22 protein-coding genes are annotated in these 25,586 nt (G+C 72.2%); 12 read left to right on the forward strand and 10 right to left on the reverse strand.

Going from position 1 to position 25,586, the window contains the following annotated elements; translation table 11 throughout:
* Window positions 1–14 precede the first annotated feature (14 nt).
* Window positions 15–584: a dihydrofolate reductase family protein gene (locus G401_RS0126680; RefSeq protein ID WP_027344878.1), complete on the forward strand. Its 570-nt coding sequence runs from the start codon at window positions 15–17 to the stop codon at window positions 582–584.
* 13 nt (window positions 585–597) lie between these two features.
* On the opposite strand, the gene G401_RS0126685 is transcribed toward G401_RS0126680, so the two are convergent.
* The gene (locus tag G401_RS0126685) at window positions 598–1,140 is read right to left on the reverse strand and encodes a hypothetical protein (RefSeq protein WP_027344879.1); all 543 of its coding nucleotides are present in this window, start codon (window positions 1,138–1,140) and stop codon (window positions 598–600) included.
* A gap of 9 nt (window positions 1,141–1,149) precedes the next feature.
* Window positions 1,150–2,013 carry a LysR family transcriptional regulator gene (locus tag G401_RS0126690; protein ID WP_027344880.1) on the reverse strand — a complete coding sequence of 288 codons (864 nt, stop codon included), beginning with the start codon at window positions 2,011–2,013 and terminating at the stop codon, window positions 1,150–1,152.
* A 68-nt stretch (window positions 2,014–2,081) separates the two neighbouring features.
* On the opposite strand from G401_RS0126690, the gene G401_RS48665 reads away from it, so the two are divergent.
* The gene (locus tag G401_RS48665) at window positions 2,082–3,038 is read left to right on the forward strand and encodes an EamA family transporter (RefSeq protein WP_064741859.1); all 957 of its coding nucleotides are present in this window, start codon (window positions 2,082–2,084) and stop codon (window positions 3,036–3,038) included.
* Between the two features lie 522 nt (window positions 3,039–3,560).
* Here the strand turns inward: G401_RS48665 and G401_RS0126700 are convergent.
* Window positions 3,561–4,697, reverse strand: coding sequence for an NHL repeat-containing protein (locus G401_RS0126700; RefSeq protein ID WP_027344881.1), 1,137 nt, complete (start codon window positions 4,695–4,697; stop codon window positions 3,561–3,563).
* Between the two features lie 4 nt (window positions 4,698–4,701).
* Window positions 4,702–5,250, reverse strand: a complete 549-nt coding sequence (locus G401_RS0126705; RefSeq protein ID WP_027344882.1) for a helix-turn-helix domain-containing protein — start codon at window positions 5,248–5,250, stop codon at window positions 4,702–4,704.
* A 106-nt stretch (window positions 5,251–5,356) separates the two neighbouring features.
* Between G401_RS0126705 and G401_RS48670 the strand changes: the two genes are divergently transcribed.
* Window positions 5,357–6,628: an alpha/beta hydrolase family protein gene (locus G401_RS48670; RefSeq protein ID WP_034593218.1), complete on the forward strand. Its 1,272-nt coding sequence runs from the start codon at window positions 5,357–5,359 to the stop codon at window positions 6,626–6,628.
* A gap of 54 nt (window positions 6,629–6,682) precedes the next feature.
* Here G401_RS48670 and G401_RS0126715 read toward each other — a convergent pair whose 3' ends face one another.
* Window positions 6,683–7,381: a suppressor of fused domain protein gene (locus tag G401_RS0126715; protein WP_027344883.1), complete on the reverse strand. Its 699-nt coding sequence runs from the start codon at window positions 7,379–7,381 to the stop codon at window positions 6,683–6,685.
* 40 nt (window positions 7,382–7,421) lie between these two features.
* Between G401_RS0126715 and G401_RS0126720 the strand changes: the two genes are divergently transcribed.
* The 6 genes from G401_RS0126720 (at window position 7,422) to G401_RS0126745 (ending at window position 13,440) form a co-directional block, all read left to right on the forward strand.
* On the forward strand, window positions 7,422–9,023 hold the full coding sequence (locus tag G401_RS0126720; RefSeq protein WP_027344884.1) for a DUF885 domain-containing protein: 1,602 nt from the start codon (window positions 7,422–7,424) through the stop codon (window positions 9,021–9,023).
* 3 nt (window positions 9,024–9,026) lie between these two features.
* Window positions 9,027–9,434, forward strand: a complete 408-nt coding sequence (locus G401_RS0126725; RefSeq protein ID WP_245601851.1) for a DoxX family protein — start codon at window positions 9,027–9,029, stop codon at window positions 9,432–9,434.
* 34 nt (window positions 9,435–9,468) lie between these two features.
* The gene (locus G401_RS0126730; RefSeq protein ID WP_027344886.1) at window positions 9,469–10,695 is read left to right on the forward strand and encodes a transglutaminase-like domain-containing protein; all 1,227 of its coding nucleotides are present in this window, start codon (window positions 9,469–9,471) and stop codon (window positions 10,693–10,695) included.
* 40 nt (window positions 10,696–10,735) lie between these two features.
* Window positions 10,736–11,317 carry an NADPH-dependent FMN reductase gene (locus G401_RS0126735; protein ID WP_027344887.1) on the forward strand — a complete coding sequence of 194 codons (582 nt, stop codon included), beginning with the start codon at window positions 10,736–10,738 and terminating at the stop codon, window positions 11,315–11,317.
* Window positions 11,318–11,662: 345 nt separating this feature from the next.
* Window positions 11,663–12,484: an MEDS domain-containing protein gene (locus G401_RS0126740; protein WP_034593220.1), complete on the forward strand. Its 822-nt coding sequence runs from the start codon at window positions 11,663–11,665 to the stop codon at window positions 12,482–12,484.
* Window positions 12,481–13,440: a sensor histidine kinase gene (locus G401_RS0126745; RefSeq protein WP_027344889.1), complete on the forward strand. Its 960-nt coding sequence runs from the start codon at window positions 12,481–12,483 to the stop codon at window positions 13,438–13,440. Before G401_RS0126740 ends, G401_RS0126745 begins: the two co-directional genes overlap by 4 nt.
* Here G401_RS0126745 and G401_RS48675 read toward each other — a convergent pair.
* Window positions 13,398–14,993 (reverse strand): family 43 glycosylhydrolase, encoded by a 1,596-nt coding sequence (locus G401_RS48675; protein WP_051367199.1) that lies wholly within the window; start codon window positions 14,991–14,993, stop codon window positions 13,398–13,400. The two genes, G401_RS0126745 and G401_RS48675, sit on opposite strands and share 43 nt — an antisense overlap.
* Window positions 14,994–15,091: 98 nt before the next feature.
* Here G401_RS48675 and G401_RS56180 point away from each other — a divergent pair, with 98 nt between their 5' ends.
* Window positions 15,092–16,837 carry a cellulose binding domain-containing protein gene (locus G401_RS56180; RefSeq protein ID WP_157546355.1) on the forward strand — a complete coding sequence of 582 codons (1,746 nt, stop codon included), beginning with the start codon at window positions 15,092–15,094 and terminating at the stop codon, window positions 16,835–16,837.
* 34 nt (window positions 16,838–16,871) lie between these two features.
* Here G401_RS56180 and G401_RS0126760 read toward each other — a convergent pair whose 3' ends face one another.
* The 4 genes from G401_RS0126760 to G401_RS0126780 form a co-directional block, all read right to left on the reverse strand.
* Entirely contained in the window at window positions 16,872–18,338 is a 1,467-nt protein-coding gene (locus tag G401_RS0126760) for a glycoside hydrolase family 130 protein (protein ID WP_027344890.1), read from the reverse strand.
* Window positions 18,335–19,354, reverse strand: coding sequence for a hypothetical protein (locus tag G401_RS0126765; RefSeq protein WP_027344891.1), 1,020 nt, complete (start codon window positions 19,352–19,354; stop codon window positions 18,335–18,337). The genes G401_RS0126760 and G401_RS0126765 overlap by 4 nt, the downstream gene beginning before the upstream one ends.
* A complete protein-coding gene (locus G401_RS0126770) occupies window positions 19,351–20,601 on the reverse strand; it encodes a glycosyltransferase (protein ID WP_084557649.1) in 1,251 nt (416 codons plus the stop codon). The genes G401_RS0126765 and G401_RS0126770 overlap by 4 nt, the downstream gene beginning before the upstream one ends.
* A gap of 904 nt (window positions 20,602–21,505) precedes the next feature.
* Complete coding sequence (locus G401_RS0126780; RefSeq protein WP_027344893.1) at window positions 21,506–22,069, reverse strand: hypothetical protein; 564 nt, start codon at window positions 22,067–22,069, stop codon at window positions 21,506–21,508.
* A gap of 71 nt (window positions 22,070–22,140) precedes the next feature.
* Here G401_RS0126780 and G401_RS48685 point away from each other — a divergent pair, with 71 nt between their 5' ends.
* Complete coding sequence (locus tag G401_RS48685; RefSeq protein WP_169734254.1) at window positions 22,141–23,241, forward strand: serine/threonine-protein kinase; 1,101 nt, start codon at window positions 22,141–22,143, stop codon at window positions 23,239–23,241.
* 12 nt (window positions 23,242–23,253) lie between these two features.
* Window positions 23,254–25,029, forward strand: coding sequence for a vWA domain-containing protein (locus tag G401_RS0126790; RefSeq protein WP_027344894.1), 1,776 nt, complete (start codon window positions 23,254–23,256; stop codon window positions 25,027–25,029).
* Window positions 25,030–25,586 lie beyond the last annotated feature (557 nt).

The raw sequence follows: 25,586 nt of genomic DNA on the forward strand, positions 1-25,586 counted from the left end.
CGAAGGAGCATGGGATGCGGAAGATCATCTACTGGGTGCACACCTCCGTCGACGGGTTCATCGACGGCCCGAACGGCGAGTTCGACTGGGCGGCGCTCAGCCCGGAGCTGGCCGCGTACTCGGAGAAGTTGTCGGGACGCTCGGACACACTGCTGTTCGGCCGGCCCGCGTGGGACATGATGGTCGACTTCTGGCCCACGGCCGAGCAGGCCGCGCCGGACGACCCGCACGTCGCCGTGTTCGCGCCCTACTGGCGGGCCACCCCGAAGGTGGTCGTTTCCCGCAGCCATCCCGGCGACGACTGGACGTCCGAGGTGATCCGGGAAGACCTCGCCGGGCGGATCGCGGAGCTGAAGGCCCGCCCGGGTGCCGACATCCTGCTGATCGGGGGCGCGATCCTGGCCGCGGCGCTCACGGCGGCCGGGCTGATCGACGAGTACCACATCGCGGTGCATCCGGTCGTGCTCGGCGGCGGACGGCGGGTGTTCGCGTCGCCCGCGGAGCGGGTGAACCTGCGCCTCGTCGAGGTACGCCCCGTGGACGGCCGTGTCGTCGTCCAGCACTACGCACCGGTGCGGTCCTGAGGGTACCGGGATCTCACTGCGCGACCGGGATGACCGGCGTGCCCGGATGGCGGAGCCCGCGCAGGACGCCGTGCCGCTTGAGGGCGTGGAGGAGCCGGCGAACATCCTTTTTGGACAGAAGGGTGGCGCCGCCTGTGACCAGTCCCAGGCGGCGCCCGGCCACTGCGCTGTCGACAACCTTCCAAAGAGTGGTACGCGTACGCGGCGAGCCGAGGATCCGCGCGACCTCCTCGGCCACGGCGGGATCGAGGACGGCCGACCGGATCGCGGCGGCGAGGGCGGGCCGGTCGGGGAGCGCCGCGACGACGGCCTCCGCGATCTCCGCCCGGAAGGTGCCGTCGGCGAGCAGGAGCAGGACCGCGTCGCGGATGGAGTCGGTCTCCGACGCGGTCCGCACCAGGTCCAGCAGGCGACGCGTGGTCTCATCGGACGCGTCGGTGGCGAGGGCCGTGAGCAGGCCGGCGATCTCGTCGAGGTCGATCAGGTCCGCGAGGGCGTCGCGGAACGCGGGCAGTTGCCAGGCCGACAGCAGGGCACGGGCGAGATGGGGGTCCACGGGCCGCCCTTACCCACGCTCGCCGCCCTGGTACGCGGCCGTCACCAGGTCCAGCAGTTCGGCCAGGTACGCGGGCGGGTCGGCCCGCCACCAGCCGAGCGCGACGGTGATCGGCGGCGCGTCGGCCACCGGCCGGTACGCCACCCCCGGTCGCGGGTTCTGCTGCGCGGTCGCCTGCGCGGTGAGGCCGACGGCCTGCCCGGCCGCGATGAGGGTCAACCATTCGTCGAGGCCGTGCGTACGCCGGACCCGGGGCGGCTCGTCCGGCGGCCACAGGTCCAATGTGGTGGTTCCGGTCCGGCTGTCGATCGCGACCGTGTAGCGGGCCAGGTCGGCGAGGCGTACCGAGCGGCGGCGGGCCAGCGGATTGTCCCCGGCGACCGCGGCGTACCGGGGTTCGGTGCCGACCGCCGCCGTGGCGAACCGGGGATCGTCGAGCGGACGCCGGAGCACCGCGATGTCGGCCAGCCCCTCGCCCAGCCCCGCGTTGACGCTGTTGGCCTGCACGAACACCAGCGGTACGCCGGGATGCGCGGCCGCCCACTCCTTCTGTACGCGGCGGGTGTGCCGGCCGAGCGCCGCCCACGCGTACCCGACGCGCAGTTCGGTCTGGGTCTGCTCGACGACCTGGCGCAGCCGGGCGGTCTCCGTGACGATCCGGCGTACGCTCGCCACCGCCCGCGTACCCGCCGGGGTCAGGGCGACATGCCGGGTGGTGCGGCGGAGCAGGCGTACACCCAGAGCTTCTTCGAGAGCGGCGACGGCGCGGGAGACGGACGCCTGGGTGATGCCCAGGGCGGTGGCCGCTTCGGTGAAGCTGCCGGCGTCGACGACGGCGAGGAAGGCGCGCAGGTGGCGCAGCTCGACATCCATACGTTCAGCGTATAAGTCTTGCGGCTCGCGTATTTCTCCGCACCGCCCGGCCGGCCGAGACTGGGTGGGTGATCCAGCGCAACCGCGGCTCCGTGATCGCCGGGTCGGCGACGATGATCGGCAGCGGCGTCAGCAACCAGATCGGCGCGGCCGTCGGTGCCCACGCCTTCGGCGCGATCGGACCGGCCGGCGTCGTGGCCGTACGCCAGTTCGTCGCGCTCGCCGTCCTCCTCCCGCTCGCCCGGCCGAACTTCCGCCGCTTCACGTGGGCGCAGTGGTGGCCGACGCTCACCCTCGGCGTGGTCTTCGCCGTCATGAACCTCAGCCTCTACTTCGCCATCAGCCGCATCGGCCTCGGCCTCGCCGTCACGCTGGAGTTCCTCGGCCCGCTCGGCGTCGCGCTGGCCGGTACGCGTACGCGCCCGGACCTGCTGTGCGCCCTCGGGGCGGCGGCCGGCGTCTACATCCTCGTCCTGCCGAGCGCCGCCAGCGACTACCTCGGCCTCGGCTCGGCCGTGCTCGCGGCGGGCTGCTGGGCGGCGTACATCCTGCTCAACCGGCTGCTCGGGCAACGACTGCCCGGCCTGCAGGCGCCGGCGGCGGCGACCGCCGTCTCCGCCCTGCTCTACGTCCCCGTCGCGGCCGTCATCGTCGCGCACGGCCGCTTCGGCTGGCTCCCTCTGCTGTACGCGGTCGGTGCCGGCCTGTTCAGCTCGGCGATCCCGTACGCGGCGGACCTGGTGTCCCTGCGGCGCGTACCGGTGCGGTTCTTCGGGGTGTTCATGAGCATCCACCCGGTGCTCGCCGCGCTCTCCGGCCTCGTCCTGCTGGGGCAGCGGCTCGGCCTGCACGAGTGGGCGGGGATCGTGGTGGTCGCCGGAGTGAACGCGATCGCGGTGCTCGCGGCATCCCGGCGACCATTCCTCCCAAGTAAAGATCAAATTCAGGTCCCGGGTTCGTCGATCTCACCTCCGCTCCTTGCGCGGGAGACCGTTCCGGCGCGGGGCGCCTCCACTGCCACCTGAGTGGGGCGACGCATCGTTCACCGCCGCCCAGTCACCCTTTCACCCCTGCGCCCTGGCCTTTGTCGCGACTGTCCGATATGGCGGTCTGGGCTCGCGTCGAGGCCCGACTGCTGCGTTCGAGGGCGGGGTGGCGGCTTCATATTTCTTGATCATTTACCGCTATGACGGCACTGCGGCGCTGACTCCCTTGATCAAATACCGTCTATCCGGCAGGGGAGCGCTCTCTTGCCGAATAGGCGGTATTGGATCAAGAAGATGGGCGCTGGGCTGCCGTAATAGCGGTAAACGATCACCCGTGGCAGGGTGCGGGGCTTGATTGCGAAGCGAATGTTTGATCAAGTTCCCGCCCGCTGCAGAAATCGGTCCGAATCCGCAGATCCAGGGATCTTGATCAAGCAATGGAGATCCACTTACGCAGAATCCGGGCACTTGATCATGAGGGCGGGGGTCGACGCGCGTACGCCCGGGCACTCGCGGTCGCCGTACATCGGGCAAGATCGGCGGGCATCGGGGTGACGGGGGTTATGTCGGGGTGGTGGTGACGTATTGGATGTCGATGCCGGTGGTCGGGATCAGTTTCCGTTCCCTGCCCGCCACTGGGTCGATGCGGGCGATCCCGTTGAAGAAGTCGCCGTCGAGGACCCACAGCGTCCGCGCACCGGCGTACACGGCGAATGCGGGGTCGTCCTCCTCGGCGACCTCGACCGGTACGCGTGCCGTCGTACGCCCGGTCGTCAGGTCCAGGCGGTGCACCTCGTTGAGGCCGGAGATGCCGACCCACAGGCCCCCGTCGAGGACCGCGCTGGAGTCCGCGTAGTACTCGCCGACCTCGATGGGGGGACTGTCCAGCCCGGTTGCGCGTACGCGATGGATGTGATCGTCGTCGGCGATCCACAGGGTGTCGCCGACGGCGTGCAGGGCCCGGGCGGCCGCGCTGAGGTCCTGTGTGGAGCGATGGGCGCCGGTGACCGGGTCGAAGGACGACAGCTGCCGGGCGGAGCCGGGGAGCGAGTAGAGCGCGGAGGTGGTGGCGGTGAGTTCCTCGACCTCGACGCCCACCGGGAGCGGGACGGACAGCGGCGCGGCACCGCCGGGATCGAGGCGTAGGAGCGTGCCCTCGCCGGCGAGCCACAGATGGCGCGCGGTCGCGGTCGCGGCGGTGGGGGCGAAGCCGGGCGGGAGGGGGGTGTGCCTGGTGCCGCCGGTCCGGTCGACGCGCCGGACGCCGCCGTGGTACGCGACCCACAGCGTGCCGTGCGCGGCGAGCGAGACCAGGCCGACGAGGTTCGCCGCACCGGGAAGCCGGGCCCGGCCGGTGATCCGCGCGGTGGCCGGGTCGACGGCGACGACGGCGCCGGTCTGGAACTCGTACGCCCAGAGCGCGGAGCCGGCGAAGAGTTCGGGCGCGCTGCGCTCGGGCAGCTTCATCTCCAGCGGAACCCGGGCCGACACCGTGTCCGTACGCGCGTCCAGCGCTTGAAGGACGCCGTCCTCGCCGCAGATCCAGAGGGCCTCGCCGGCGGGCCGGAGTTCGTAGCCCGGGCCGGCGCCGGTGGCGTCGCCGAGGTGCGGCGCGGGCCGGTGCGGCAGGGGCGCGCAGCCGGTGAGGGAGACGGCCGCGATCCCCGCGGCCCGGACGAGCGCCCGCCGGGTGAGCATCCGATCAGGATAGTGACTCGTCCGCCGGCGCCTCGCTCGGGAAGAGGATCGGGCTGAGCAGGTAGCGGGCCCGGCCCGGGGTCGCCTTGTTGGCCAGCCGCGGCACGATGGCCGACCGCAGCTCGCGGATCAGCTCGTGCAGTTCCGCCTCGTCGAGCCAGACCGCGTGCTGCCGGTAGCCGACCGGATCGGCGGCCGGGTCGGCGTTCTCCCGGTCCAGGTACGCGTTGAACTCGGCGACCAGTGCCGCGACGGCGGCCGCGAACCCGCGCCGGTGATCGTCGGGCGTCAGGGTGCTCGCGAGGGCGGGGTCGATCCCGGCCCGGTCCTGGCGCAGGCGGTAGTGGCGTTCGACGGCCCCGCGTACGCGCCGTTCGCCGGCCACTTCGAGGACGCCGGCCCCGGCCAGCAGGTCGACGTGCCGGTACACCATCGCCTTCGAGACGTCCGGCAGCAGGGCCGCCAGCTGGGTCGTGGTCAGCTGCCGGTCGCCGCGCAGCGCGTGCACGATCCGCAGGCGTACGGGGTGGCCGAGCAGCTCCAGCGTCTCCATGGCTCAACTATCTCATGCTGTGCTACCGTTCGCAGAATCTGAGAACGGGTAGTGGAATCTCAGAACGGATAGTGGAATCTCGGAACGACAGTCACTGGGGGACGGGATGGCATCGGATCCGGCGTACGTCGCCGCGCACGTGGCCGAGCTGGCGGTCGAGGGGCGCTTCGCCGACATCGCGGCTCTGTTCGCGCCGCCGTTGCGGGCCGCCGTGTCCGAGGAGACCCTGCGTACGGTGTGGACGGCGGAGGCGGCGAAGGCCGGGCCGGGACTCGCCGCCGGGACGCCGGTGGCCGAGCCGCTCGACGGCCGCGTCCGGTTCCACGTGCCGGTCGACGGTGAGCGCGGCGGGTTCACGCTCGTGCTCTCCGCCGACGACACCGGGCTGGTCCAGGGCCTGCGCCTCGCCCCGCCGATGGGGGAGAGCTGGCAGCCGCCGGACTACGCGAAGCCCGGCCGGTTCACCGAGCGCGAGGCCGTCTTCGCGAACGCGCCCGGCACGCTCACCCTCCCGAAGTCCCCGGCCGGCCCGGCCGTCGTGCTGCTCGCCGGGGCCGGGCCGTTCGACCGCGACGGCACCGCCGGACCCAACAAGCCCCTGAAGGACCTGGCCTGGGGCCTCGCGAGCCGCGGCATCACCGTCGCCCGCTTCGACAAGGCCGCCGCGCCCGCCACGAGCATGACCGACGAGTACGCGTACCCCGCCCTCGCCGCCGTCGGACAGCTCCGGCGTACGTCCGGTGTGGACGCCGGACGGATCTTCCTGGCCGGCCACAGCGGCGGCGGCCGGACGGCTCCCCGGATCGCGGCCGCGGATCCCGGTGTCGCGGGCGCGATCCTGCTCGCCGCCGACGCCGTCCCGCTCCCCGCCGCCGCCGTACGCGTCGCCCGCCACCTCGCGGCTCTCGACCCGGCCGCGGAGCGGACCGCCGAGCTGCTCGCCCGCCAGGCTGCGGCCGTCGAGGACCCGGCCCTGACGGCGGCCACCCCGGCCGCCGAGCTGCTGTTCGGCTGGCCGGCCGCGTACTGGCTGGAACTGCGGGCGTACGACCAGGTGGCGACGGCCGCGGGACTCGGCCGGCCGCTGCTCGTCCTGCAGGGCGGCCGCGACTACCAGGTGACCGTGGCCGACGACCTCGCCCGGTGGCGCGCGGGACTCGCGGGCCGATCGGACGTGACGATCCGGGTCATCGAAGCCGACGACCACATGTTCTTCCCGGGAACCGGGGCGTCCGCTCCGGCCGACTACGCCCGGCCGCAACACGTGGACCGGGAGGTCGTCGAGGCGATCGTGGGCTGGCTCGCGCCTGCCCGACGTGGCCTCCTGAGCCGTCTGCTCGCTGCGAAGATCCCGTTTGGATCAGGTTTTCGCACGTAATCATGGCCCAAGATTCGGGTGATATCCCTGATCCAAACGGGATCTTGGGACCGCCTAGTCCACAAGCGACGGACGGCCCGGGTCGAGGATCTCGCTGACCCCGCCCCCGTCGAGCACCTCGATCAGCGCGTCCGTCCCCGCCCGGATCTTCAGGTCGATCTCCGCCGGGTGCAACGGCACGAGCGCGAGCAGGTTGATCAGCGTACCGTCGCCGGCGTCGACGACGTGCGCCTCCGGGGCCGCGTGCAGCATCGGGGTCACCACCACGCCCGCGAACTCGGCGCCGGGCGCGTAGGGCTGCGCGGGATCGCCGTTGGGCACCGAGTGCCACTCGCCGATCCAGGTGCCGTACTCGTGCGGCAGCCGGGCCACCTGCTTCAGCAGACTGATCGGCCAGCTCATGCGCTCGTCCCGCAGCGCCCGGTCGGTGAGCGGCCAGTCCGCCGGGAGGCAGAGCATGAGTTCGGCGTACGGGCTGATCCCTTCGGGGACGGTCATCGGCCGCTCGCTCATGCCCGAGGTGACCAGCGTGCGGTACGGCCGCTCCTCGGTCGGCTCCACCACATAGATGTGTACGCCGACCAGGTGCGAGGCGAATTCGTGCAGGACGGAGGACACGGGACCGAAATGCCGGGCGATGTGCCGGTCGATCGCGTCGGCGACCTGCGGCCGCTGGCCGGGCGACGCGACGAAACCGTCGTGCCGGGACGTGTGCCGTTCGATGCCGCTGCCGCGGGGTTCGAGCTCTGTCACAGCCCGCGAGCCTAGCCCAGGTGTGCGTAGGATCCGAACAATGATCCGCGCGTACGCCACCGAACTGTTGCAGGAAGCCGCCGACCTCGATCCGTGCACCGCCGTGATCGACGGGGGCGAGGACCAGATCGCCGCGCTGACGGACTACAGCCCCGACGGGTACGCCGCCCGGGCCGCCGCCGCGGTCGCCGGCCGGGACCGGCTGCTGGCGATGGAGCCGGCCGACGACGGCGAGGCGCTGCTGCGCGATCATCTGCTCGAACGGTTCGCGGTGACGATCGACTTCCACGCCGCCGGCGAGGACCAGCGGGAGCTGAACCCGGCGGTGACCGGGCCGCTGCAGCTGATCTCCCAGGCCGTCCAGGCCGCCGGGCCGGGGGACTGGAACCAGGCGCTGCTGCGGCTGCGGGCCGTCCCGGAGGCGCTCGACGGACTGCAGCGCAGCCTGCGGGCCTCCGCCGAGCGCGGGCACGTCGCCGCCGTACGCCAGGTCGAGGAGTGCGTACGCCGCTGCCCGGGCTGGGCCGCGACGATGGCCGAGATCGCCCAGGGCTACGGCGACGGGCCGCTGGCGGGACCCCTGCGGACGGCCGCGTTCCAGGCGGGCGCGGCGTACGGGAGGCTGGAGGCGTTCCTGCGTACGCTGGCAGGGAAGGCCCCGGCCGAGGACGCGTTCGGTGCGGACCGCTACCGCCTGTGGGTACGCCGTTTCCTGGGCGTCGATCCCGATCTCGCCGAGCTGTACGCGTGGGGCTGGGACGAACTGCGCGGCATCGAGGACCGGATGCGGCGTGAGGCCGACCGGATCCGGCCGGGCGCCACCCCGGCCGAGGCGGTCGCCTTCCTCGACGGCCCCGACGGTCCCGGCAAGCTGGCCACCCGGGCGGAACTGGCCGGCTGGCTCCAGGGCACGCTCGACGAGACCATGGCGGCGCTGGACGGCGTGCATTTCCGCGTACCGGAGCGGTTGCGGCGGATCGACTGCGTACTGACCCGGGACGCCGGCATCTCCTACATGCAGCCGTCGACCGACCTGAGCCGGCCCGGCCGCGTCTCCTGGTCGGCCGGCGAAGGCCCCTTCGACACCTGGTACGCCTGGACGACCGCGTACCACGAAGGCGTACCCGGTCATCATCTGCAGCTGGGGCTGGCCGCGTACCGGGGGGATCCGATCGCGCAGCGCCTGAAGATCCTGGGTGGACGGTCGGCGGCGACCGAGGGCTGGGCCCTGTACGCGGAGTCGCTGATGGACGAGCTCGGCTACCTGGAGGCGCCCGGCGCGCGGCTGGGCTACCTGATGGCGCAGGCGCTGCGCGCGGCGCGGGTGGTGCTCGACATCGGCATGCACCTGAAGCTGCGCGACCCGGCGGACGGCGAGGTCATGACCCCGGAGAAGGGCCGGGCGATCCTGACCGACCGGGCCTTCCAGGGCGGCCACGGCGCCTACGAGCTGGTGCGCTACCTGGGCCGGCCGGGCCAGGCACTGTCCTACAAGGCCGGTGAGCGCGTCTACCGCGAGGTACGCGCGGCCGCCCAGGCGCGGCCGGGCTTCGACCCGGCGGACTTCCACGAGAAGGTGCTGTCGGTGGACACGACCGGCCTGGCGCACCTGCGGACGGCACTGGAACGGGCGGTTCTCTGAGGGATGTCACACTCCGGGGCGCTGTCCGGTCCCATGGGCATGATGAACCTCCTCCTGTGGATCGCACAGATCCTGCTCGCCGTCGCATTCACCGTGTCCGGGGCGCAGAAGGCCACCCGGAGCCGCGAGGCGCTCATCGCCTCCGGCCAGACCGGCGTGGGCGTCTTCCCGATGCCCCTCGTCCGGTTCACCGCCGTCTGCGAACTGCTCGGCGTCCTCGGCGTGATCCTGCCGCAGGCCACCGGCATCGCGACCGTCCTGACGCCGCTGGCCGCGATCGGCTTCGGCATGGTCATGATCGGCGCGATCAGCGCCCACGTCCGCCTCCGCGAACCCCGCAACGTCGCCCTCACCAGCTTCCTGCTGGTGCTCTGCGTCTTCGTGGCGGTCGGCCGGGGACTCGGCGGGTGACCAACCACGGCCGGGGTGGTCCATGATGTCTGTCATGACCACCCCGACCCAGCTGCGCATCGCCGCCGAGGACCTGCTGCGCGCCGAGGACGACGGGGGACTGCTGGCCCTCGCCCACCAGTTGCGGGAGGACGAGCTGTGGCCCAGCCTGTGGGCGCCCGCCTGCGCCGTCGCGGCGAGCCGGCTCGGCCGCCAGGCGCTGGCCCGCGGCTACCTCGACGAGGCGCTCGACGGCGGCTTCTTCCAGCCCGAGATCTTCGAGGGCGAGGTCGAGAAGGCCTTCGGCGCCGATCCCGCGTGGCCGGCGATCCAGGCGCGGTTCGCGGCGAACCTCCCGCCCGTGCCGCTGCTGCTCACCGAGTGGCCGACGCTGACTCCGACGCTGCCGCTGGAGCTCTACCGCACGACCCCCGACCGCGAAGAACTCCTGCGGCCCTACCTGCCCGAGCTGTCCGGTTCCGCCTGGAACCGCGCGCTGACCCTGCTGCACTGGGTGACCGGCCGGTGGGAGCACGCCAACGACCACGTGGCCGAGGAGCAGGACGCGGTGGACGTCCTGCGGCACGTGGACGACGACGGGATGCGGTTCGCCTGCGTCGAGTACAGCGTCGTGCTCAGCCACGCCCTCAACGCCGCCGGCATTCCGGCCCGCCGGGTCGGCCTGCGCCAGCGCGACTACCACGCGGGCTGGGGCAAGGGCCACGTCGTCAGCGAGGCCTGGCTCGACGACCTCGGCAAGTGGGTGGTTCTGGACGGGCAGAACGGCGCGTACTGGTCCTCCGGCGACCAGCCGCTGTCCGCGCCCGAGCTGCAGGCCGCCTTCACCGCCGGCAGCCCGCCCGCCTTCGTCGCCGCGGACGGTCCGCTCGCCCCCGACACCGCCGCGTTCTGGTTCACCTATTTCCACCACATCGCCACCACCGGCGCCACCTGGGCGGAGACGTTCGTACCGCACTTCCAGGGCGCGCCGCGGGTCAGCCGGCAACTGGTCCGCTCACCCGCCGACGTCTACCCCGACCTCGGCGAGATCGGCCTGAGCATGGACGTGCGCGCGGACACCGCCGCCGTCCGCCTCACCTGCCGCCACCCCCACTTTCTCGGGTACGCCGTCCAGCACGACGGAGTCCGTCACGAGATCGGCGCGGCCGATCCGGTCTGGCCCCTGCCGACCGGGCCGGGCGAGCACGAGGCGGCGCTCAGCGTACGCACGGCGCTCGGCGACCTGCCGCCGCGACGACTGGCGTTCCGCGTACTTTCCTGAACAGGCCTCCGGGGCCGCGCCCCCGTGCGACCGTGGAACCGTGGCTACGTACAAGGTCGGATACTTCATCGGCAGCCTGTCCTCGACGTCGGTCAACCGTGAGCTGTCCCGGGCGCTGATCAAGCTGGCCCCGGCGGACATGGAGTTCACCGAGATCCCGATCCGGAACCTGCCGCTCTACAGCCAGGACCACGACGCGGACTACCCGCCGGAGGCGGTGGCGCTCAAGGAGGCGATCCACGCCTCGCAGGCGGTCCTGTTCGTCACGCCGGAGTTCAACCGGAGCATCCCCGGCGGCCTGAAGAACGCGATCGACTGGGCGTCGCGGCCCTGGGGGCAGAACGCCTTCGACCACATCCCGGCCGCGGTCATCGGCGCCTCGATCGGCCAGATCGGCACGGCGCTGGCCCAGCAGAGCCTGCGCGGCGTACTCAGCTTCTGCAACGCCCGGCAGATGACGGCACCGGAGGCGTACGTGCAGTTCACGCCGCAGGTGTTCCCCGGCGACGGCGAGGTCGCGGACGAGGGGGTCCGGGAGTTCCTGCGCGGCTACATGGCGGAGTTCCGCGACCACATCATCCGGGTTCTGACCGTCCTGCCCCGCACCCCGCGCCCGTCCTGACCGATCCGGCCTTGCCGCGTCGCCGCCGCTCGTCGTCCGCGATACGGGAACGATCTTCCGCCAGGCGGACAACGGCCGCCGATTTCCTGATCGTTGACGGCTGAGGTGTAAATCCGGCCTGACCTGCATGATCGTTTACGTGTCAGGTGCACCCGGAGGCGGTCAGCGCGCTCCAGAACCGTAAACGATCATGCATCAAGTGGCCGTTTTCGCACCTCGGCCGTAAACGATCACCTGTCGCCGGCCCGCCGGCGCACATATCGGACAGTCGCGACAAAGTCGGGACGGCGGGACTGCCGGAAAAAGATCGTTTGGGACGCCGGCCGGCCGGGTAACGGCCGCCGCATGCGGCGCTCGGGTGTGGTGGCGGATGCGGCCGAGGTCGGTGCGCATTCTCATGTCTGTTTCGCGTTCCGGGAGCCGGCCGAACTGCGCGCCGCCGCGCGAGAGTTCGCGCGCACGGGGATGGCGTCGGGGGAGCGGGTGCTGCTGATCGCCCCGCCGGGCGAGTACCACCGGTGGCGGTCCGACGAGTGGTTCGCGGAGGTGCTGGCGGGCGGCCAGGCGGATCTGCTCCAGGCGGAGACCGTCTACCCGAGGACGCTGGCCGACCCGTACGCGCAGGTCGAGTACTACAGCCAGGAGACCGAGCGGGCTCTTGCCGCCGGCTACACCGGGCTGCGGGTCGCCGCCGATGCGACGACCCTCGTGGGCGATCCCGTCGCGCTCGACGGCTTCGCCCGTTACGAGCATCTCGCCGATGTCTACATGGCGGCGCATCCGCTGTCGGGGCTGTGCGCGTACGCTCGGGATGTCGTCCCGGACACCGACCTCGCGCAGGTCGCCTCGCTGCATCCGACCGTGACCCCGCAGTCGTCGCCCTTCCGCCTGTACGCCGTCGGCGCAGGACTGGCCTTCGCGGGCGAACTGGATCATGATGCGGTGGCGTTGCTGGAGGCCGCGCTGGACCGGATCCGGCCGGACGACGGCGAACTGGTGGTCGACATGACCGGGCTGGGCTTCGCCCATCACGGCGCGGTGCGGTCGCTGGAGCGGTGGGCCGCGGGCAGCGGCCGGCGGGTGCTGCTGCGCGGCGCCCGGCCGCTGCTGAGACGGCTGGTGGAACTGATGGAGCTGGAGGCGGTACGGGTGGAGGTGGCGGCATGAGGACCGGAGCGGCCGCCGGGCACACGGGGTACTTCCACGAGGCCGCCCTGTACGCGTCGGACCGGGAACTCGTCGACATCGCGGTGCCGTTCCTGCGGGACGGTGTGGCCGCGGGCGAGCCCGTGCTGGTGGCCTTCGGCGAGGAGCACGCGGCCCTGATCCGGCGGGCGACCGGGGGCGATCCCGGCATCACGTACCTGCCCGGCGGCGACATGTACGCGCGCCCGCCCGGCGCGATCCAGGCGTACCGGCGGATGCTGGCGGACTTCGTCCTCGGCGGGGCCGGCCAGATCCGGATCATCGGCGAACTCGCCCCGTCCGCGTTCGGCGCCACCTGGGACTGGTGGGCCCGCTACGAGTCGGCGATCAACCAGGCGTACGACGAATTCCCGTTGTGGAGCATGTGCGCGTACGACACGACCTCCACTCCGCCGGACATGCTGGCCGACGTCGTGCGTACGCATCCGCGGGCGGCCCGGCCCGACGGCGGCCACACCCCACACATCGACTACGTAAACCCGGCCGAGTTCCTGACCGAGTCGCGCCGGCCGCCGGACGATCCGCTGCTGCTGACCGCGCCGGTGGTGAGTCTCATCGACCCGGAACCGGCCGAGGCCCGGCAGGCGGTGCAGGCCGCCGTGCCGCCGGAGTTCCCCCAGTCCGACGTCGACGCGCTCGTGCTGTCGGTGAGCGAGGCGGTGACCAACGCCTCGCTCTACGGCCGCGCGCCGGTACGCGTACGCCTGTGGGCCGGCGCGAAGCGGCTCGTGCTCACCGTGACCGATCAGGGGCTCGGCCCGAAGGAGCCGCTCGCCGGGATGCTCCCGCTCGGGGCCGGGGACGGCGGCGGTCTCGGACTGTGGCTGTGCCACCAGATGTGCAGCCATGTCGGGCTCTACCGCGAAGACGGCGCCTACACGCTCCGGCTGACGGTCGGCGACCCGGACACCGTCTGAACCCCGGTGCGGTAGGCGGCGTCGGCGAAGTCCGCCGGGTGCCCGCCGCCGGTCAGGTCCCACACCCACAGCCCGGCGAACGCGCCCGTGAAGGCGAGCGTACGCACGTCGGCGCCGGTGATCTCGGTGGCGTGCTCGTCCGACAGGATCAGCGGGTCGAGCACCGGACCGCAGCGCCGCCAGCCGTCGCCGGTGTCGTAGCGGAAGGTGAGGTCGCCGTGGTCGAGGTCGAAGCCGACGCGTACCGGGCCGTCGGGCAGGGGTACGCCGGCCGGGTGGACGCGGACCTCGCCCCGGTCGCAGGTCGCGACGCGCAGGACGGGTCCGCCGTCGTCGGTCACGTAGCAGAAATGCCAGTTGCGCGTGTTGTAGTAGGCGGTGACCCCGGCGAGCTGCTGGAACCCCTCGGCCCGGAACTCGACGGTGGCCTCGAACGCGCACCTGTACGCGGTGATCCGCCGTGCCACGAGGCTCGGCCCGATCAGGCTCTGGGGTGAGCGCCCGCCCCGGATCCGCAGCCGCGACGGCCGTTCGGTGAGCGACAGCCAGTCCGGCGCGGCCGGCCGGCGCAGCGTCGACCACTGCGGCCCGAGCACGGGCTGGTCGAACCCGTCCGTCTCGTCCTCGGCCGCGGGCTCGTCGCCGAGCACCGGTAGCGCGCCGGGGATCCGGGGCCACCCGTCGGCGGTCCAGGTGACGGGAGCGATCGCGGTCTCGCGCCCGAGCAGGCACCGTCCGTGTACGCCGAGCGGCCGGGCGACCAGGTAGGCGAGGAACCAGTCGCCGGCCGGCGTACGCACGAGGCTGCCGTGGCCGGCCTTCTGCAGGGGCCAGTCCGGCCGGTCGTACGCGGTGACGAGTGGTCCGGCCGGATCGCGCTCATAAGGACCGGCGAGCGTACGCGACCGGGCGACGGTCACCCGGTGCGCCCAGCCGGTCCCGCCGTCGGCGGTGAGCAGGTAGTACCAGTCGCCGACGCGGTAGAGGTTCGGCCCTTCGATCCAGCCGCCGCCGGGCGGCAGCTCGATGGGGACCGGGGTGCCGTCGAGCCGCCGTGCTGACCGGTCGTAGCGGACGGCTTCCAGCCCGGCGCTGCCGCCGTGCCCGGGTCGCCAGTCGTGCACGAGATTCAGCAGCCAGCTCCGCCCGTCCTCGTCGTGGAACAGGGACGCGTCGAACCCGCGCGCGTGCAGCGGCACCGGCGCCGACCACGGCCCGTCGATCGACGGCGCCGTGACGAGGTGGTTCGGGCTGTCGGTGAAGCCGCCGAGATAGGTGGAGACGTTGCTGTAGACCAGATGGAACAGCCCGTCCGCGTGGCTCAGGTTCGGCGCCCACACCCCGCCGGAATCCGGGCAGCCGGTGAGATCGAGGTGCCGGCCGTCGAGGACGCCGCCCAGCGGCCGCCACGTCACGAGATCCCGCGAATGGTGTACGCGTACGCCGGGCGACCACTCGAAGGTCGACGTGGCCAGGTAGTAGTCGCCGCCGACGCGGACGACGGACGGGTCGGGGTGGGAGCCGGGCAGCACGGGATTGGGCGTTCGCCGCATCGGCACAGGGTAGGCCGCGCCGGAGCTGTTATCCGCCCCGTGCCCGTCCCGTCTCCGAAACGACATCCCGTCCCTTCCACTCCACGGAGGAACTCCCGATGCGTACCATCCCACGAGGTCGCCCCCTCGTGATCGCGTTGGCCACGGCCACCGTCGCCGCCGGGCTGACCGCCACGGCGCTGACCGCCTCGGCGGCGGGCGCCGGCTGCTCGGTCGCGTACACGGTGACGAGCCAGTGGTCCGGCGGGTTCGGCGCCGACGTGCAGGTCACCAACCTCGGCGACGCCGTCGACGGCTGGACCCTGACCTGGTCGTTCGCGCCCGGCCAGAGCGTCACCCAGGCCTGGAACGCCACCGTCGCGCAGAGCGGCCCGGCGGTCAGCGCCCGGAACGTCTCCTACAACGCCGTCGTCGCCGCCGGCGCCACGGTCGGCTTCGGCTTCAACGGCGCGTGGACCACGGCCAACCCCGTTCCCTCCAGCTTCGCACTCAACGGTGTCACCTGCACGGGTACGCCGTCCTCCAGCACGCCTTCCTCGCCGGCGTCCTCGCCGGGTGCGTCCCCCTCGGCGAGCAAGTCCGCGTCGGCCGGCCCGTCGCCGTCGGTGAAACCGTCGCCCTCGGCCAGCCCGACGCCCGCGGGACCGGTCGTCGCGTTTCCGGGCGCGGTCGGGTTCGGCGCGGCGGCGACCGGCGGCCGGGGCGGCAGCGTCTACCACGTGACGAACCTGAACGACTCGGGCAGCGGCTCCTTCCGCGACGCGGTGGGCGGCTCGAACCGGATCGTGGTGTTCGACGTCGGCGGCTACGTCAACCTGTCGTCGGCCGTGGCCGTGAAGAGCAACCTCACCATCGCCGGGCAGACCGCACCGGGCGGCGGCATCGGCATCATGGGCCGGGAGGTGTCGTTCGCCAACAGCACCAACGTGATCGTCCGCGACGTACGCTTCCGCCAGGGCGATCTCGACCCGGACAACGAGAAGAGCGGCATCAACCTCTACAACGGCGGCAATCTGATCTTCGACCACGTGTCGATCGAGTTCGCCCAGTGGAACAACATCGACAGTGTCGGGGCGACGAACGTCACCGTCCAGTACTCGATCAGCGCCGACCCGATCGGGCAGCAGTTCGCGGCGCACACCGAGACCGGGCCGTACACCTGGTACCGCGACCTGTTCGCCAACGCGCACAACCGGTGCCCGCTGGCCAAGGCGAACACCCAGTACGTGAACAACGTCGTGTACGACTACCAGGCCGGGTACACGGCCGGGAACTCCTCCGGCCACTTCGACCACGACGTGATCGGCAACTACTTCATCACCGGCCCGCGGACGACGAACGCGTCCAACGCGTACTACCAGATGGGCAACCAGTCGGTCTACAACAGCGGGAACGTGATCGACAGCAACAAGGACGGCGTACTCAACGGTTCGTCTCTCGGGATCGGTGGCGGTGCCACCGCGCTGGCCGGCCCGTGGTCGACGGCGACCGCGTCGATCCCGGCCCTGTCCGCGGCGGCCGCGTACGCGGAGGTCACGGCGAAGGCCGGCGCGCTGCCCCGCGACCAGGTGGACACGCTGGTGGTGGCCGACGTGAAGTCGCTGGGCAAGTCGGGTGACCTGTGGGCGCACCAGACCGGCACGGGCCTGGGCAACAGCGGCTACGGCACGATCGCCGGCGGTACGCCGCCCGCCGACGCCGACCGCGACGGCATGCCCGACGCGTGGGAGACGGCGCACGGCCTGAACCCGGACAGCGCGTCGGACGCGGGCGGGGACTTCGACCACACGGGATACTCCAATGTGGAGAAGTACCTCAACGGCCTACTCGACGGCTCCTACTGACGCGTCTCCTCCAGCGTCGTCACGGGCGGCGTCGTCACGGGCGGCGGCGCAGTCCGGCGATCAGGGCGGCCAGCTCCGCCTGCGCGAAACCGACCGCGCCGTCGCTCAGCCCGTAGGGGATCGTCAGCGTGCCGTCGTGCAGCAGGCCGCCGCACGAGTAGACGACGTTGGGCACGTAGCCGTCGCGCTCGTCGGCCGCGGGCAGGAGCAGCGGCTCGGACGCCGCGGCGAGGACCCGGTCGGGACGTTCGAGGTCGAGCAGGATGGCCCCGATCCCGTAGGTGCGCATCGGGCCCACGCCGTGGATGAGCACGAGCCAGCCCTCCTCCGTCTCGATGGGCGAGCCGCAGTTGCCGACCTGGACGAACGCCCACGGTTCGAGCGCCGGCCAGATGACCGGGCCGCGTTCCCAGAAGGTGCCGTCGGTGGAGGTGGCGAGGCTGAGGTTCTCCCGATCCCATCGGGACAGCGCCAGGTACGCCCCGCCGACCGGGCGCGGGAACAACGCCATCCCCTTGTCGCGCGCGGCCGGCCCGGCCAGCGGGCTCATGTCGTAGGTCTGGAAGCCGCGGGTGGACAGCAGGTGCGGTGTGACGTGATCCCCGTCGTAGGCCGTATAGGTGCCGAGGTAGACGTCGGCCGAGCGGGGTGCGCTGAACCGGACCAGCCGCAGGTCCTCCATGCCGTGGCGCTCCGCCGGGGCCTGCGGCCAGATCAGCTGCTCGCCGGGGGGCGTGCCGGCGGCGAACGTCACGGCGTACCGGCTGGTGGAGATGTCGGCCGCGATCCGGGCCGCCTGCTGGATGCCGGGCCGGTCCAGCAGGTGCGGATGCAGGTTGGACAGGGCGTACCGCAGGGTCTCGTCGGTGAAGGACCCGGGCAGCTCCGAGAGGATCTGCCCGGCTGTGATCGCGTCGACGCCCAGCCCGGCGAGGTGGTGCACCATCGTCTGCTTGACCGTGTCCCGGCTGGTACGCGTACCGGTCGTGAGGTGGTGGCCCGGATCGTCGACGTCGACACCGCCGGCCCAGACCGTGCCGGTGCGGAACCCGATCGACGACAGGTGCCCCTCGCCGATGCCGCGTACGCTCATCACGAAACGCGTCCGCCCGGCGGGTACGCCGGCCTGGTCGGGATGGCGGACCATCGACGGATTGCACAGCGCGGCGCCCTCGACCGAGTACTCGTGCGTCAGGTACGCCCCGACGAGCAGCCGGCGCTCCCGGCTGAACTGGTCGGTGTCGTGCAACCGGGGCGACACGGTGGCGGCATGCCGCTCGAGGAGGGCGTCCAGATCGCGGTGCCGTGATGCGAAGCCGTCGCGTACCCGGTTGAGGCCGGTCGCCACCTCGTCCTCGGTCAGCGCCCGGACCCGGTCGACGACCAGGTGTACGCGGGACTGGCTGTCGGAGGCCTCCTCGCCGGGCGCGAACAGCTTGGCGATGACGCGACGCGGGTCGGCGGCGAGGCGCGGGCCGACGCGTACCGGATTCCCGCTCACCGCGCCGGTCCTGTCAGCGCCCGCTCGTGCTGGAGCGTGGAGATCAGGGCCAGGGTCGATTCGGCGCCCTGGTTGAGGCTCGCCTCGGTGGCGCCCAGCCCGTCGCCGCAGCCGCCCGTGCCGGGGTCGATCAGCGGCACGCCGGCGTCGTTGGCGCCCCGGAACCAGGCGGCGCACTGCCGGACGCCCTCGGCCCACTCGGCGTCCCCGGTGTACGCGAAGGCCCGGGCGAACGCGTCGGCCAGCGCCGCGGCCTCGATGGGCTGCTGATCGAAGCCCGGCCGCCGGTCGCCGGCCGCCCGGCCGCCGACCGGTGTCATCGACAGCTGCCCGGCCTCGGTCTCCATCTCCCGCAGCCACGTCAGCAGGGCGAGCCCCGCTTCGACCTGTGCCGGGCGGTCGAGCAGGTGCCCGGCCGCCAGCAGTACCTCCGGCAGGGCGCCGTTGGCGTAGAAGAGCCGGGCCTCGGGCCACGGCCAGCGCGGGTCCGGGCTCGGCCGGCCGACCGCGGCCGCGCCGTCGGCCAGCAGCCGCCGTGCCGCCTTGTGCGCCGGATCGCGGACCAGGACCTCCGCCGCGCCCAGCGCCGCGAACGCCATCGAGCGCGTGGACGGCGAACGGTGGGCGGCGCTGATCTCGAACCGGGTCAGCGCCTGGTCCCGCAGCCAGCTGTCGGGACCGCGGTGGGCCAGTGTGCCGAGGCCCCACAGTGCCCGACCCCACCAGTCGCCGGATCCCGGGGTGTCCGTCCAGCGCCGGTCGAAGCTCAGTCTGTTGTGGATGGCGCCGGTGCGTACCTGGGCGTGGCAGAGGAAAGCCAGGTAGTTCTCGGCCAGCCGGTGCAGCTGCGGGGTGAGGGCACCTTCGCGGGCCAGCACGACGAGGCCGCGCGCGACGTCGTCGACGCAGTAGCCGTGCTCACGGCGGGGCGTGGCGCCCTCCGCGTGCTCGAACAGCCCGGTGGAATCCGACATCCGCAGCAGATGGCCCCAGGCCGCGCGCAGGTCGGCGCTCATCGGGTCAGCCGTCGCTGGCGCCGCAGCTGGTCGTCGAAGACCCGCCGGTACCGCGTCGCCACGGCCGGCCAGCCGACGAGGGCTGTCAGCCGGGTGTTGTGCTCGGACATGGACTTTGCGAGGTCGGGCTCGTCCGCGATGCGGGTGACCGCCGCCGCGATCGCGGCCGGATCGGCGTGCGGGACGAGCACCCCGCCCCGGCCGTCGGCGAGCAGTTCGACGGCGTGCGGGAAGGGCGTCGCCACCACGGGTACGCCCGCCGCCAGCGCTTCGGTCAGCACCCCGGAGGTGACCTGTTCGCGGGAGTCGTAGGGCAGCAGCACCAGATCGGCCTCGGCCAGCAGTTCGCGCAGGCGTTCGGGGCTCAGGTAGCCCGGCTCGAACCGCACGAACCGGCTGACGCCGTGCTGCTCGGCCTGGTCCGCGAGGTCGTCGCGGTAGCGTTCCCCGTCGCGGGCGAGCACCTTGGGATGGGTCTGCCCGGCCACGACGTACGTCGGCGCGAGCCGGGTCGTGTCCATTTCTGACAGTGCCGCGATTCCCCACTCCACGCCCTTGCCCGGGCCGAGCAGGCCCCAGGTGAGCACGACCGGGCCCGGGCGGCTGCCGCGGTCCCGCGTGGACGGAGCACCGGCCGGCGCGCCGTGCGGAATGAGGGTGAGCTTGCGGGCGTCCATGCCGTAGCCGTCGAGCAGCCGCCGGCGGCCGGTGGCCGACATCGTGACGACGGAGTCGGCCGCCTGGCCCAGCGCCGTGAGGACGCGCCGCTGGTTGGGCGTCGGCCGGGCCGGCACGGTGTGCGCCACGACCACCACCGGTACGCGCAGCGCCGCCACGACCTCCAGGACCTGCTCGCCGTCGTCGCCACCGTAGATGCCGAACTCGTGCTGGACGACGGCGACGTCGTAGCGGTTGAGGGCCGCCGCGGCCGCCCGGCTGTCCGATCCGCCCGTGCCGGTCATGACGTGGGTGACGGCGTCGTCGAAGGGCGACCGCGCGGCCTCGCCGACGCGTACGACGCCCACCTGCAGGTCCGACCGGCCGCCGATCAGCGCGTCGCGCAGCGAGGCGGTGAACGTGGCGATCCCGCACTGGATCGGCGGGTAGGTGCTCAGGATGCCGATCGACCGGACGGACTTCGGCGTGGCGGCCCCCGGCCGCTCGGCGAGCGATCTGGCCCCGCGGCGCTCGGGGGTGCTCGGCGACGGGTGGGCGGGAAGGCGTACGGCTTGCTTCACTCTGGGCATCTCCGGATTCGATGTCGGCGCCGGGCGCGGTTCACACAGCCGGTGCCTGCCTGGAAAGGCGGCATGCCTCTCGAAGTCAGGCCAGTGCGGAACACCGCCGCGGGTATGCGGTGCGATCGAGCGGGCACGGCGACGGCCGATCCCCCGTCCGATGTGTACAGTCGGACCGGCGGGGACGGGCGCGGAGGGGCGTGCGAGGTGCCGAGACGCCGGGCGCGGAAGCGGGGCGCGTGGTCGCGCCGCACCGGTCCCGCTCGGCCCGCCTCCAGGGACACGCCTCGACGGCAGGTCACCTACAGCTGGATACGTCAAACCGAACTCGCGGGTCCATTTCCCCGGCAGTGCGAGTATAGCCTGCGGATCCGCCGGAGCACGTGCCGTACGCCGCGGAGTCGATTCGCCCGCATCGAAGTACGCGTGGCGCGGCTGGTGCGGGGCTGTCCCGGCGCGTAGGGTGACAGACACTACCGGTTCGACGGCGCCCCTTGAGCCGGCGCGCGGATCGCCGGCGCCCGCACGGGTGCTCGTGATCGTCTCGTCGGCACCGCCGGCGGCCTCGCACACGGCGAGGTCGAACCCCTCTTCAGCTCGTGCGTCCTGGACGTGGTCCGGGTCGGCGGGATCAACGCACGCCTACGCACCGATCGACGGCGACCGTCGGCCGGGGCATCCGGGAGGCATCATGTCGGACAAGTCAGCGCAGAAACGGACCGTCAAGAAGCCCGCGCTCACCCTCAAGGAGAAGCGCACGCAGAAGAACGAGAAGCGTGACCAGCGTCGACGGGATGCCGCGTAGGCCCGCGGAACACCCGCACCACGGCCGGTCCGGGCGCTGCCCGCACCGGCCGGGCCGGCGCGTACGGCCATTGCCGCCGGCTGCCGTCCGAGCGGTCCGCGGCGGCGCTCAGCGCTCCGAGGACTGCGGCGTACGCGGGCGCAGGTACTTGCCGATCTGCCACTCGAACACCTCGGGCGTGCGGCTCGCGGGCATGCCGAGGTCCGCCCGGGCTGCCTCGTAGAACGCCCGCCGCCCCCGGCTGACCGCCTCGATCGCGGTGTTCCACTCGTCCTGCCCGCCCTCGGCGACGACGATCGTCTGCAGCACGAAGATGCTCTGGTGCCACTCGCGACCGGCCTGGACACCGCGGTCCCCGGCGAGCAGCAGGACCGCCTCCCAGCGCGCGGTACGCTCGGCCTCGGCGGCCCGCAGATCGGCGACCGTCGTCTCCGGTGCTTCCTGCCCGGCGTTCTCGTACCCCTCGAAGAGGCGGCGGCCGTACGGCAGGTTGACGATGGCCGTGATGAGGTTCTTGGCGGCGTGGGCGTACTCGGCGTACGCGGTCAGCCGCTGGCCGTCCCACCGGGCGTTCTGCTCCCGCCGCCAGCGGGCCCGTTCGGACAGTGCGGTGACGGCGTACGTCGCGATCGCTCCGATCACGACACCGAGCAGGGAGAGCAGCGTCTGCACCGGCACAGGGTACTCGCCGGAGCGGGAATCCGGAGGGACAGCGCGGCGCGGGCATGGCACTATCGAGCGCGATGCCACCCACGAATCCGTCGCAGCCGCTGATGGCGCACGACCCCCAGAAGGCCGGCCGCTACCGGCTGCTCGGCCGGCTCGGCGCGGGCGGCCAGGGCGTCGTCTACCTCGGCGAGGACCCCGCCGGTACGCGTGTCGCGGTGAAGACGATCAACGCCGACCTGGTGAACGACCCGAAGGCGAAGGCGCGGTTCGCCAAGGAGATCGCGGCCGCCCGGCAGGTGGCGCCGTTCTGCACCGCCCAGGTGCTCGACGCCGACCTCGACGGCGAGCCGCCGTTCGTGGTGAGCGAGTTCATCGAGGGCCGCACCCTGTTCCAGCAGGTCCGCGACCAGGGCCCGCTGCCGGCCAACAACCTCTACCGGCTGGCGGTCGGCACGGCCACCGCCCTCGCGGCGATCCACCAGGCCGGGGTCGTGCACTGCGACTTCAAGCCGGACAACGTCATCCTCGGCGAGGACGGGCCGCGCGTCATCGACTTCGGGATCGCGCGCGCGTACGGGCACGAGACCATGAGCAGCGGCGTCATCGGGACGGTGCCGTACATGGCCCCGGAGCGGTTCCGCAATGTGGACGTCGGGCCGGCCTGCGACATCTTCGCCTGGGCGGCGACCATCGCGTACGCGGCCGCGGCCCGGCCGCCGTTCGGCAACGACGGGGTCGCCGCCGTCATGGAACGCGTCATGTCCGGCTCACCGGACCTGGCCGGGCTGAACGGCCCGCTCCGCGACCTCGTCACCGACTGCCTCGCCAAGGACCAGCGCGTGCGGCCCACCGCCCAGCAGGTGGTGCTGCGGCTGCTCGCGTACACGGGAAAGGATCCGTCGCCGACGCAGCCGATGGAGACCGTCCTGCAGGCGGGGACGGACGCGGCGACGGCCGTGGTGCCGACGGCGCGGGCGCCCTGGGGACGGCGGCTCGCGCGGCAGCTCGCGGACCCGCGGGGAGCGGCGCTGGCGATCTTCCTCGGCGCGGCCGGCACCGCGACGACCTACATCGCGTCCACTGTGGTCACGACGGCCGCGGTGGCCGGAGCGGCCACGTTCGCGGTCGTGTACGCGGTCCGCGCGGTGGCCGCCGCCGCCCTGGTACGCGACTGACATGATGTCGTCATGACCGCGCGCACCTCCCGGACCTGGCTGCCGTACTCGATCGCGGTGGTGGCGGGCCTCGCGGTGATGGCCGCCGCCTACGTGTTCGTCCAGAACCGCCAGCCCGCGGTGGACCGGGCCGCCTGCGTGGGACTGGAGGTCGTCTCCTCGACGGAGAAGGACGTGCTGGTCCGCGAGCTCGCCGACCGCTACAACACGAGCGACCGCACGTACGCCGGCCACTGCGCCCGGGTCACCGTCCACGGCCTGACCTCGGGCGTGGCGATGGACGCGCTCGACCAGGGCTGGGCGAGGCAGCAGCCCGACATCCCGGTGCCGCAGGTGTGGCTGCCGTCCTCGACCCTGTGGACCGGCCAGCTGCAGCTGCGCGACCGGGCCGCCGGCCGCCCCGAACAGACCCCGGGCACGAAGTTCCCGTCGGTCGCGAGCAGCCCGCTGGTCATCGCGATGAAGCAGCCGCAGGGTGAACTCCTGCAGTCCAAGGGCCCGCTCGGCTGGAACGACATCCTCGGGCTGTCCGGCGAGCAGGGCTGGGCGAAGTTCGGCCGCCCGGACTGGGGCCGGTTCACCTTCGGCAAGGACAACCCGAACCTGTCCACCTCCGGCCTGGCCGCGACCATCGCCACCTACTACGCGGCGACGGTCGGCAAGTCCAGCGACCTGACCACCGACGACCTCAAGGACCCCGAGGTCACGCGGTTCGTGCGGCAGATCGAGGCGAACGTCTCCCACTACAGCGACGACGTCGTGGACCTGCTGAGGTCCGTGGCCGCCAACGACCAGACCACGGTGTCCACAGGGGACGGACCCGGCGACCTGAGCGCGATCGTCACCCAGGAGGAGCTGGTCTACCTCTACAACGAGGGCGAGCTCTCGCCGAACAAGAAGAAGAAGCCGAAGGTGCCGCTGGTCGCGCTCTACCCGAAGGAGGGCACGTACAACCTCGACCACCCCTACGTCGTCTTCCCGTCGGACAGCGCCGCCCAGAAGGCCGCGGCCGCCGACTTCCTCGCGTACCTGCAGGAGCCGGCGCAGCAGGCCGCCTTCGCCGCCGTCGGCTTCCGTGACCACGACCAGAACGCCACCGCCGACCTCGTCCAGACCGTCCGCGGCAAGGACAGCGCGCACCTGACCTACTTCTCCACCCCCGACCCCGAAGTGATCCAGGGCATCCTCGGCAGCTGGGGCACGCTGCGCAAGAAGGCCAACATCCTGCTCGCCGTGGACACCTCCGGCTCGATGGCCAAGCACATCGAGAAGGGCACCCGCCTGCAGATCGCCGCCGGCGCGGTCGCCAACGGCATCAAGCTGCTCAACTCCCAGGACCGGGTCGGCCTGTGGACGTTCTCCTCCGAGACGTCCGCGCGCCCCTCCCAGCCCTACACCAGCGAGGTACCGCTCGGCCCGTTCGCCGCCGGCCCGGTCGACGCCAAGCTCGCGGCCCGCAAACCCGCGGGGAACACGGCGCTCTACACCACGATCCGCGCCGCGCACGACTACCTCACCGCGAACTACGACTCCAGCCGGATCAACGCGGTCGTCGTCCTCACCGACGGCAAGAACGAGTACGCGAAGGACAACGACCTCGACCGGCTGCTCGCGGACGTCAAACTGGATCCGCGGAAGCCGGTGAAGATCTTCTGCATCGCGTTCGACGACGAGTCGGACCTGGCGACGCTCACGAAGATCGCGAGCGCGGCCAGTGGGAAGGCGTTCGACGCCCAGAACCCGTCGACCATCGGCGACGCCTTCGTCAAGGTCGTCTCCAGCTTCTAGAAGATCAAGATCATATAAGCATTTTGTCCCGGGTTCGTCGATCTCACCTCCGCTCCTCCCGCGGGAGACCGTTCCGCCCCTATCGCTTCGCTCCGGGGACTCCACTGCCAGGTGGGTGGGGCGAAGCATCCATCACCGTCGTCCGGTCACCGCTTCACCCCACCCCCGCCCGGGCTTTGTCGCGACTGTCCGATATGGCGGCTGGGCGGATCGGCTGGCCGGTGATCATTCGCGGCTGGGATGTAGTTTCCGTGCCCATCCCATTGATCCATTGCGGCTGGGATGTCGGTAATGGCCGTTTTCCTACATCCCGGCCGCTGTAGATCATGGGAGAGGGGTGCGTTGTGACATCTCAGCCGCTGTGGATCACGTCCACGCCGTACTGTCGACGGCCAACGTCTGGAATGCGGGAATGATCTTCCGCCAGGTGGGCGCCGGGTTTGGATTTCTTGATCGATTACGGCTGAGGTGTAAATCCAGCCCGATCTGCATGATCAATTACGCGTCAGGTGCAGTAAAACCCGGTCAGCGCGCTCCAGAACCGTAAACGATCATGC

Origin of the sequence: Hamadaea tsunoensis DSM 44101, from assembly GCF_000428945.1 — a bacterium.
Lineage (GTDB): Bacteria > Actinomycetota > Actinomycetes > Mycobacteriales > Micromonosporaceae > Hamadaea > Hamadaea tsunoensis.

Bases quoted from the DNA above. Each gene is read 5' to 3' on its own strand.
- G401_RS0126730 (WP_027344886.1), top strand. From the start codon at position 9,469: ATGACCACCCCGACCCAGCTGCGCATCGCCGCCGAGGACCTGCTGCGC.
- G401_RS0126725 (WP_245601851.1), top strand. From the start codon at position 9,027: ATGTCACACTCCGGGGCGCTGTCCGGTCCCATGGGCATGATGAACCTC.
- G401_RS0126740 (WP_034593220.1), top strand. From the start codon at position 11,663: ATGCGGCGCTCGGGTGTGGTGGCGGATGCGGCCGAGGTCGGTGCGCAT.
- G401_RS0126770 (WP_084557649.1), bottom strand. From the start codon at position 20,601: ATGCCCAGAGTGAAGCAAGCCGTACGCCTTCCCGCCCACCCGTCGCCG.
- G401_RS0126765 (WP_027344891.1), bottom strand. From the start codon at position 19,354: ATGAGCGCCGACCTGCGCGCGGCCTGGGGCCATCTGCTGCGGATGTCG.
- G401_RS0126745 (WP_027344889.1), top strand. From the start codon at position 12,481: ATGAGGACCGGAGCGGCCGCCGGGCACACGGGGTACTTCCACGAGGCC.
- G401_RS48675 (WP_051367199.1), bottom strand. From the start codon at position 14,993: ATGCGGCGAACGCCCAATCCCGTGCTGCCCGGCTCCCACCCCGACCCG.
- G401_RS0126680 (WP_027344878.1), top strand. From the start codon at position 15: ATGCGGAAGATCATCTACTGGGTGCACACCTCCGTCGACGGGTTCATC.
- G401_RS56180 (WP_157546355.1), top strand. From the start codon at position 15,092: ATGCGTACCATCCCACGAGGTCGCCCCCTCGTGATCGCGTTGGCCACG.
- G401_RS48685 (WP_169734254.1), top strand. From the start codon at position 22,141: ATGCCACCCACGAATCCGTCGCAGCCGCTGATGGCGCACGACCCCCAG.
- G401_RS0126700 (WP_027344881.1), bottom strand. From the start codon at position 4,697: ATGCTCACCCGGCGGGCGCTCGTCCGGGCCGCGGGGATCGCGGCCGTC.
- G401_RS0126720 (WP_027344884.1), top strand. From the start codon at position 7,422: ATGATCCGCGCGTACGCCACCGAACTGTTGCAGGAAGCCGCCGACCTC.
- G401_RS48670 (WP_034593218.1), top strand. From the start codon at position 5,357: ATGGCATCGGATCCGGCGTACGTCGCCGCGCACGTGGCCGAGCTGGCG.
- G401_RS0126790 (WP_027344894.1), top strand. From the start codon at position 23,254: ATGACCGCGCGCACCTCCCGGACCTGGCTGCCGTACTCGATCGCGGTG.
- G401_RS0126690 (WP_027344880.1), bottom strand. From the start codon at position 2,013: ATGGATGTCGAGCTGCGCCACCTGCGCGCCTTCCTCGCCGTCGTCGAC.
- G401_RS0126705 (WP_027344882.1), bottom strand. From the start codon at position 5,250: ATGGAGACGCTGGAGCTGCTCGGCCACCCCGTACGCCTGCGGATCGTG.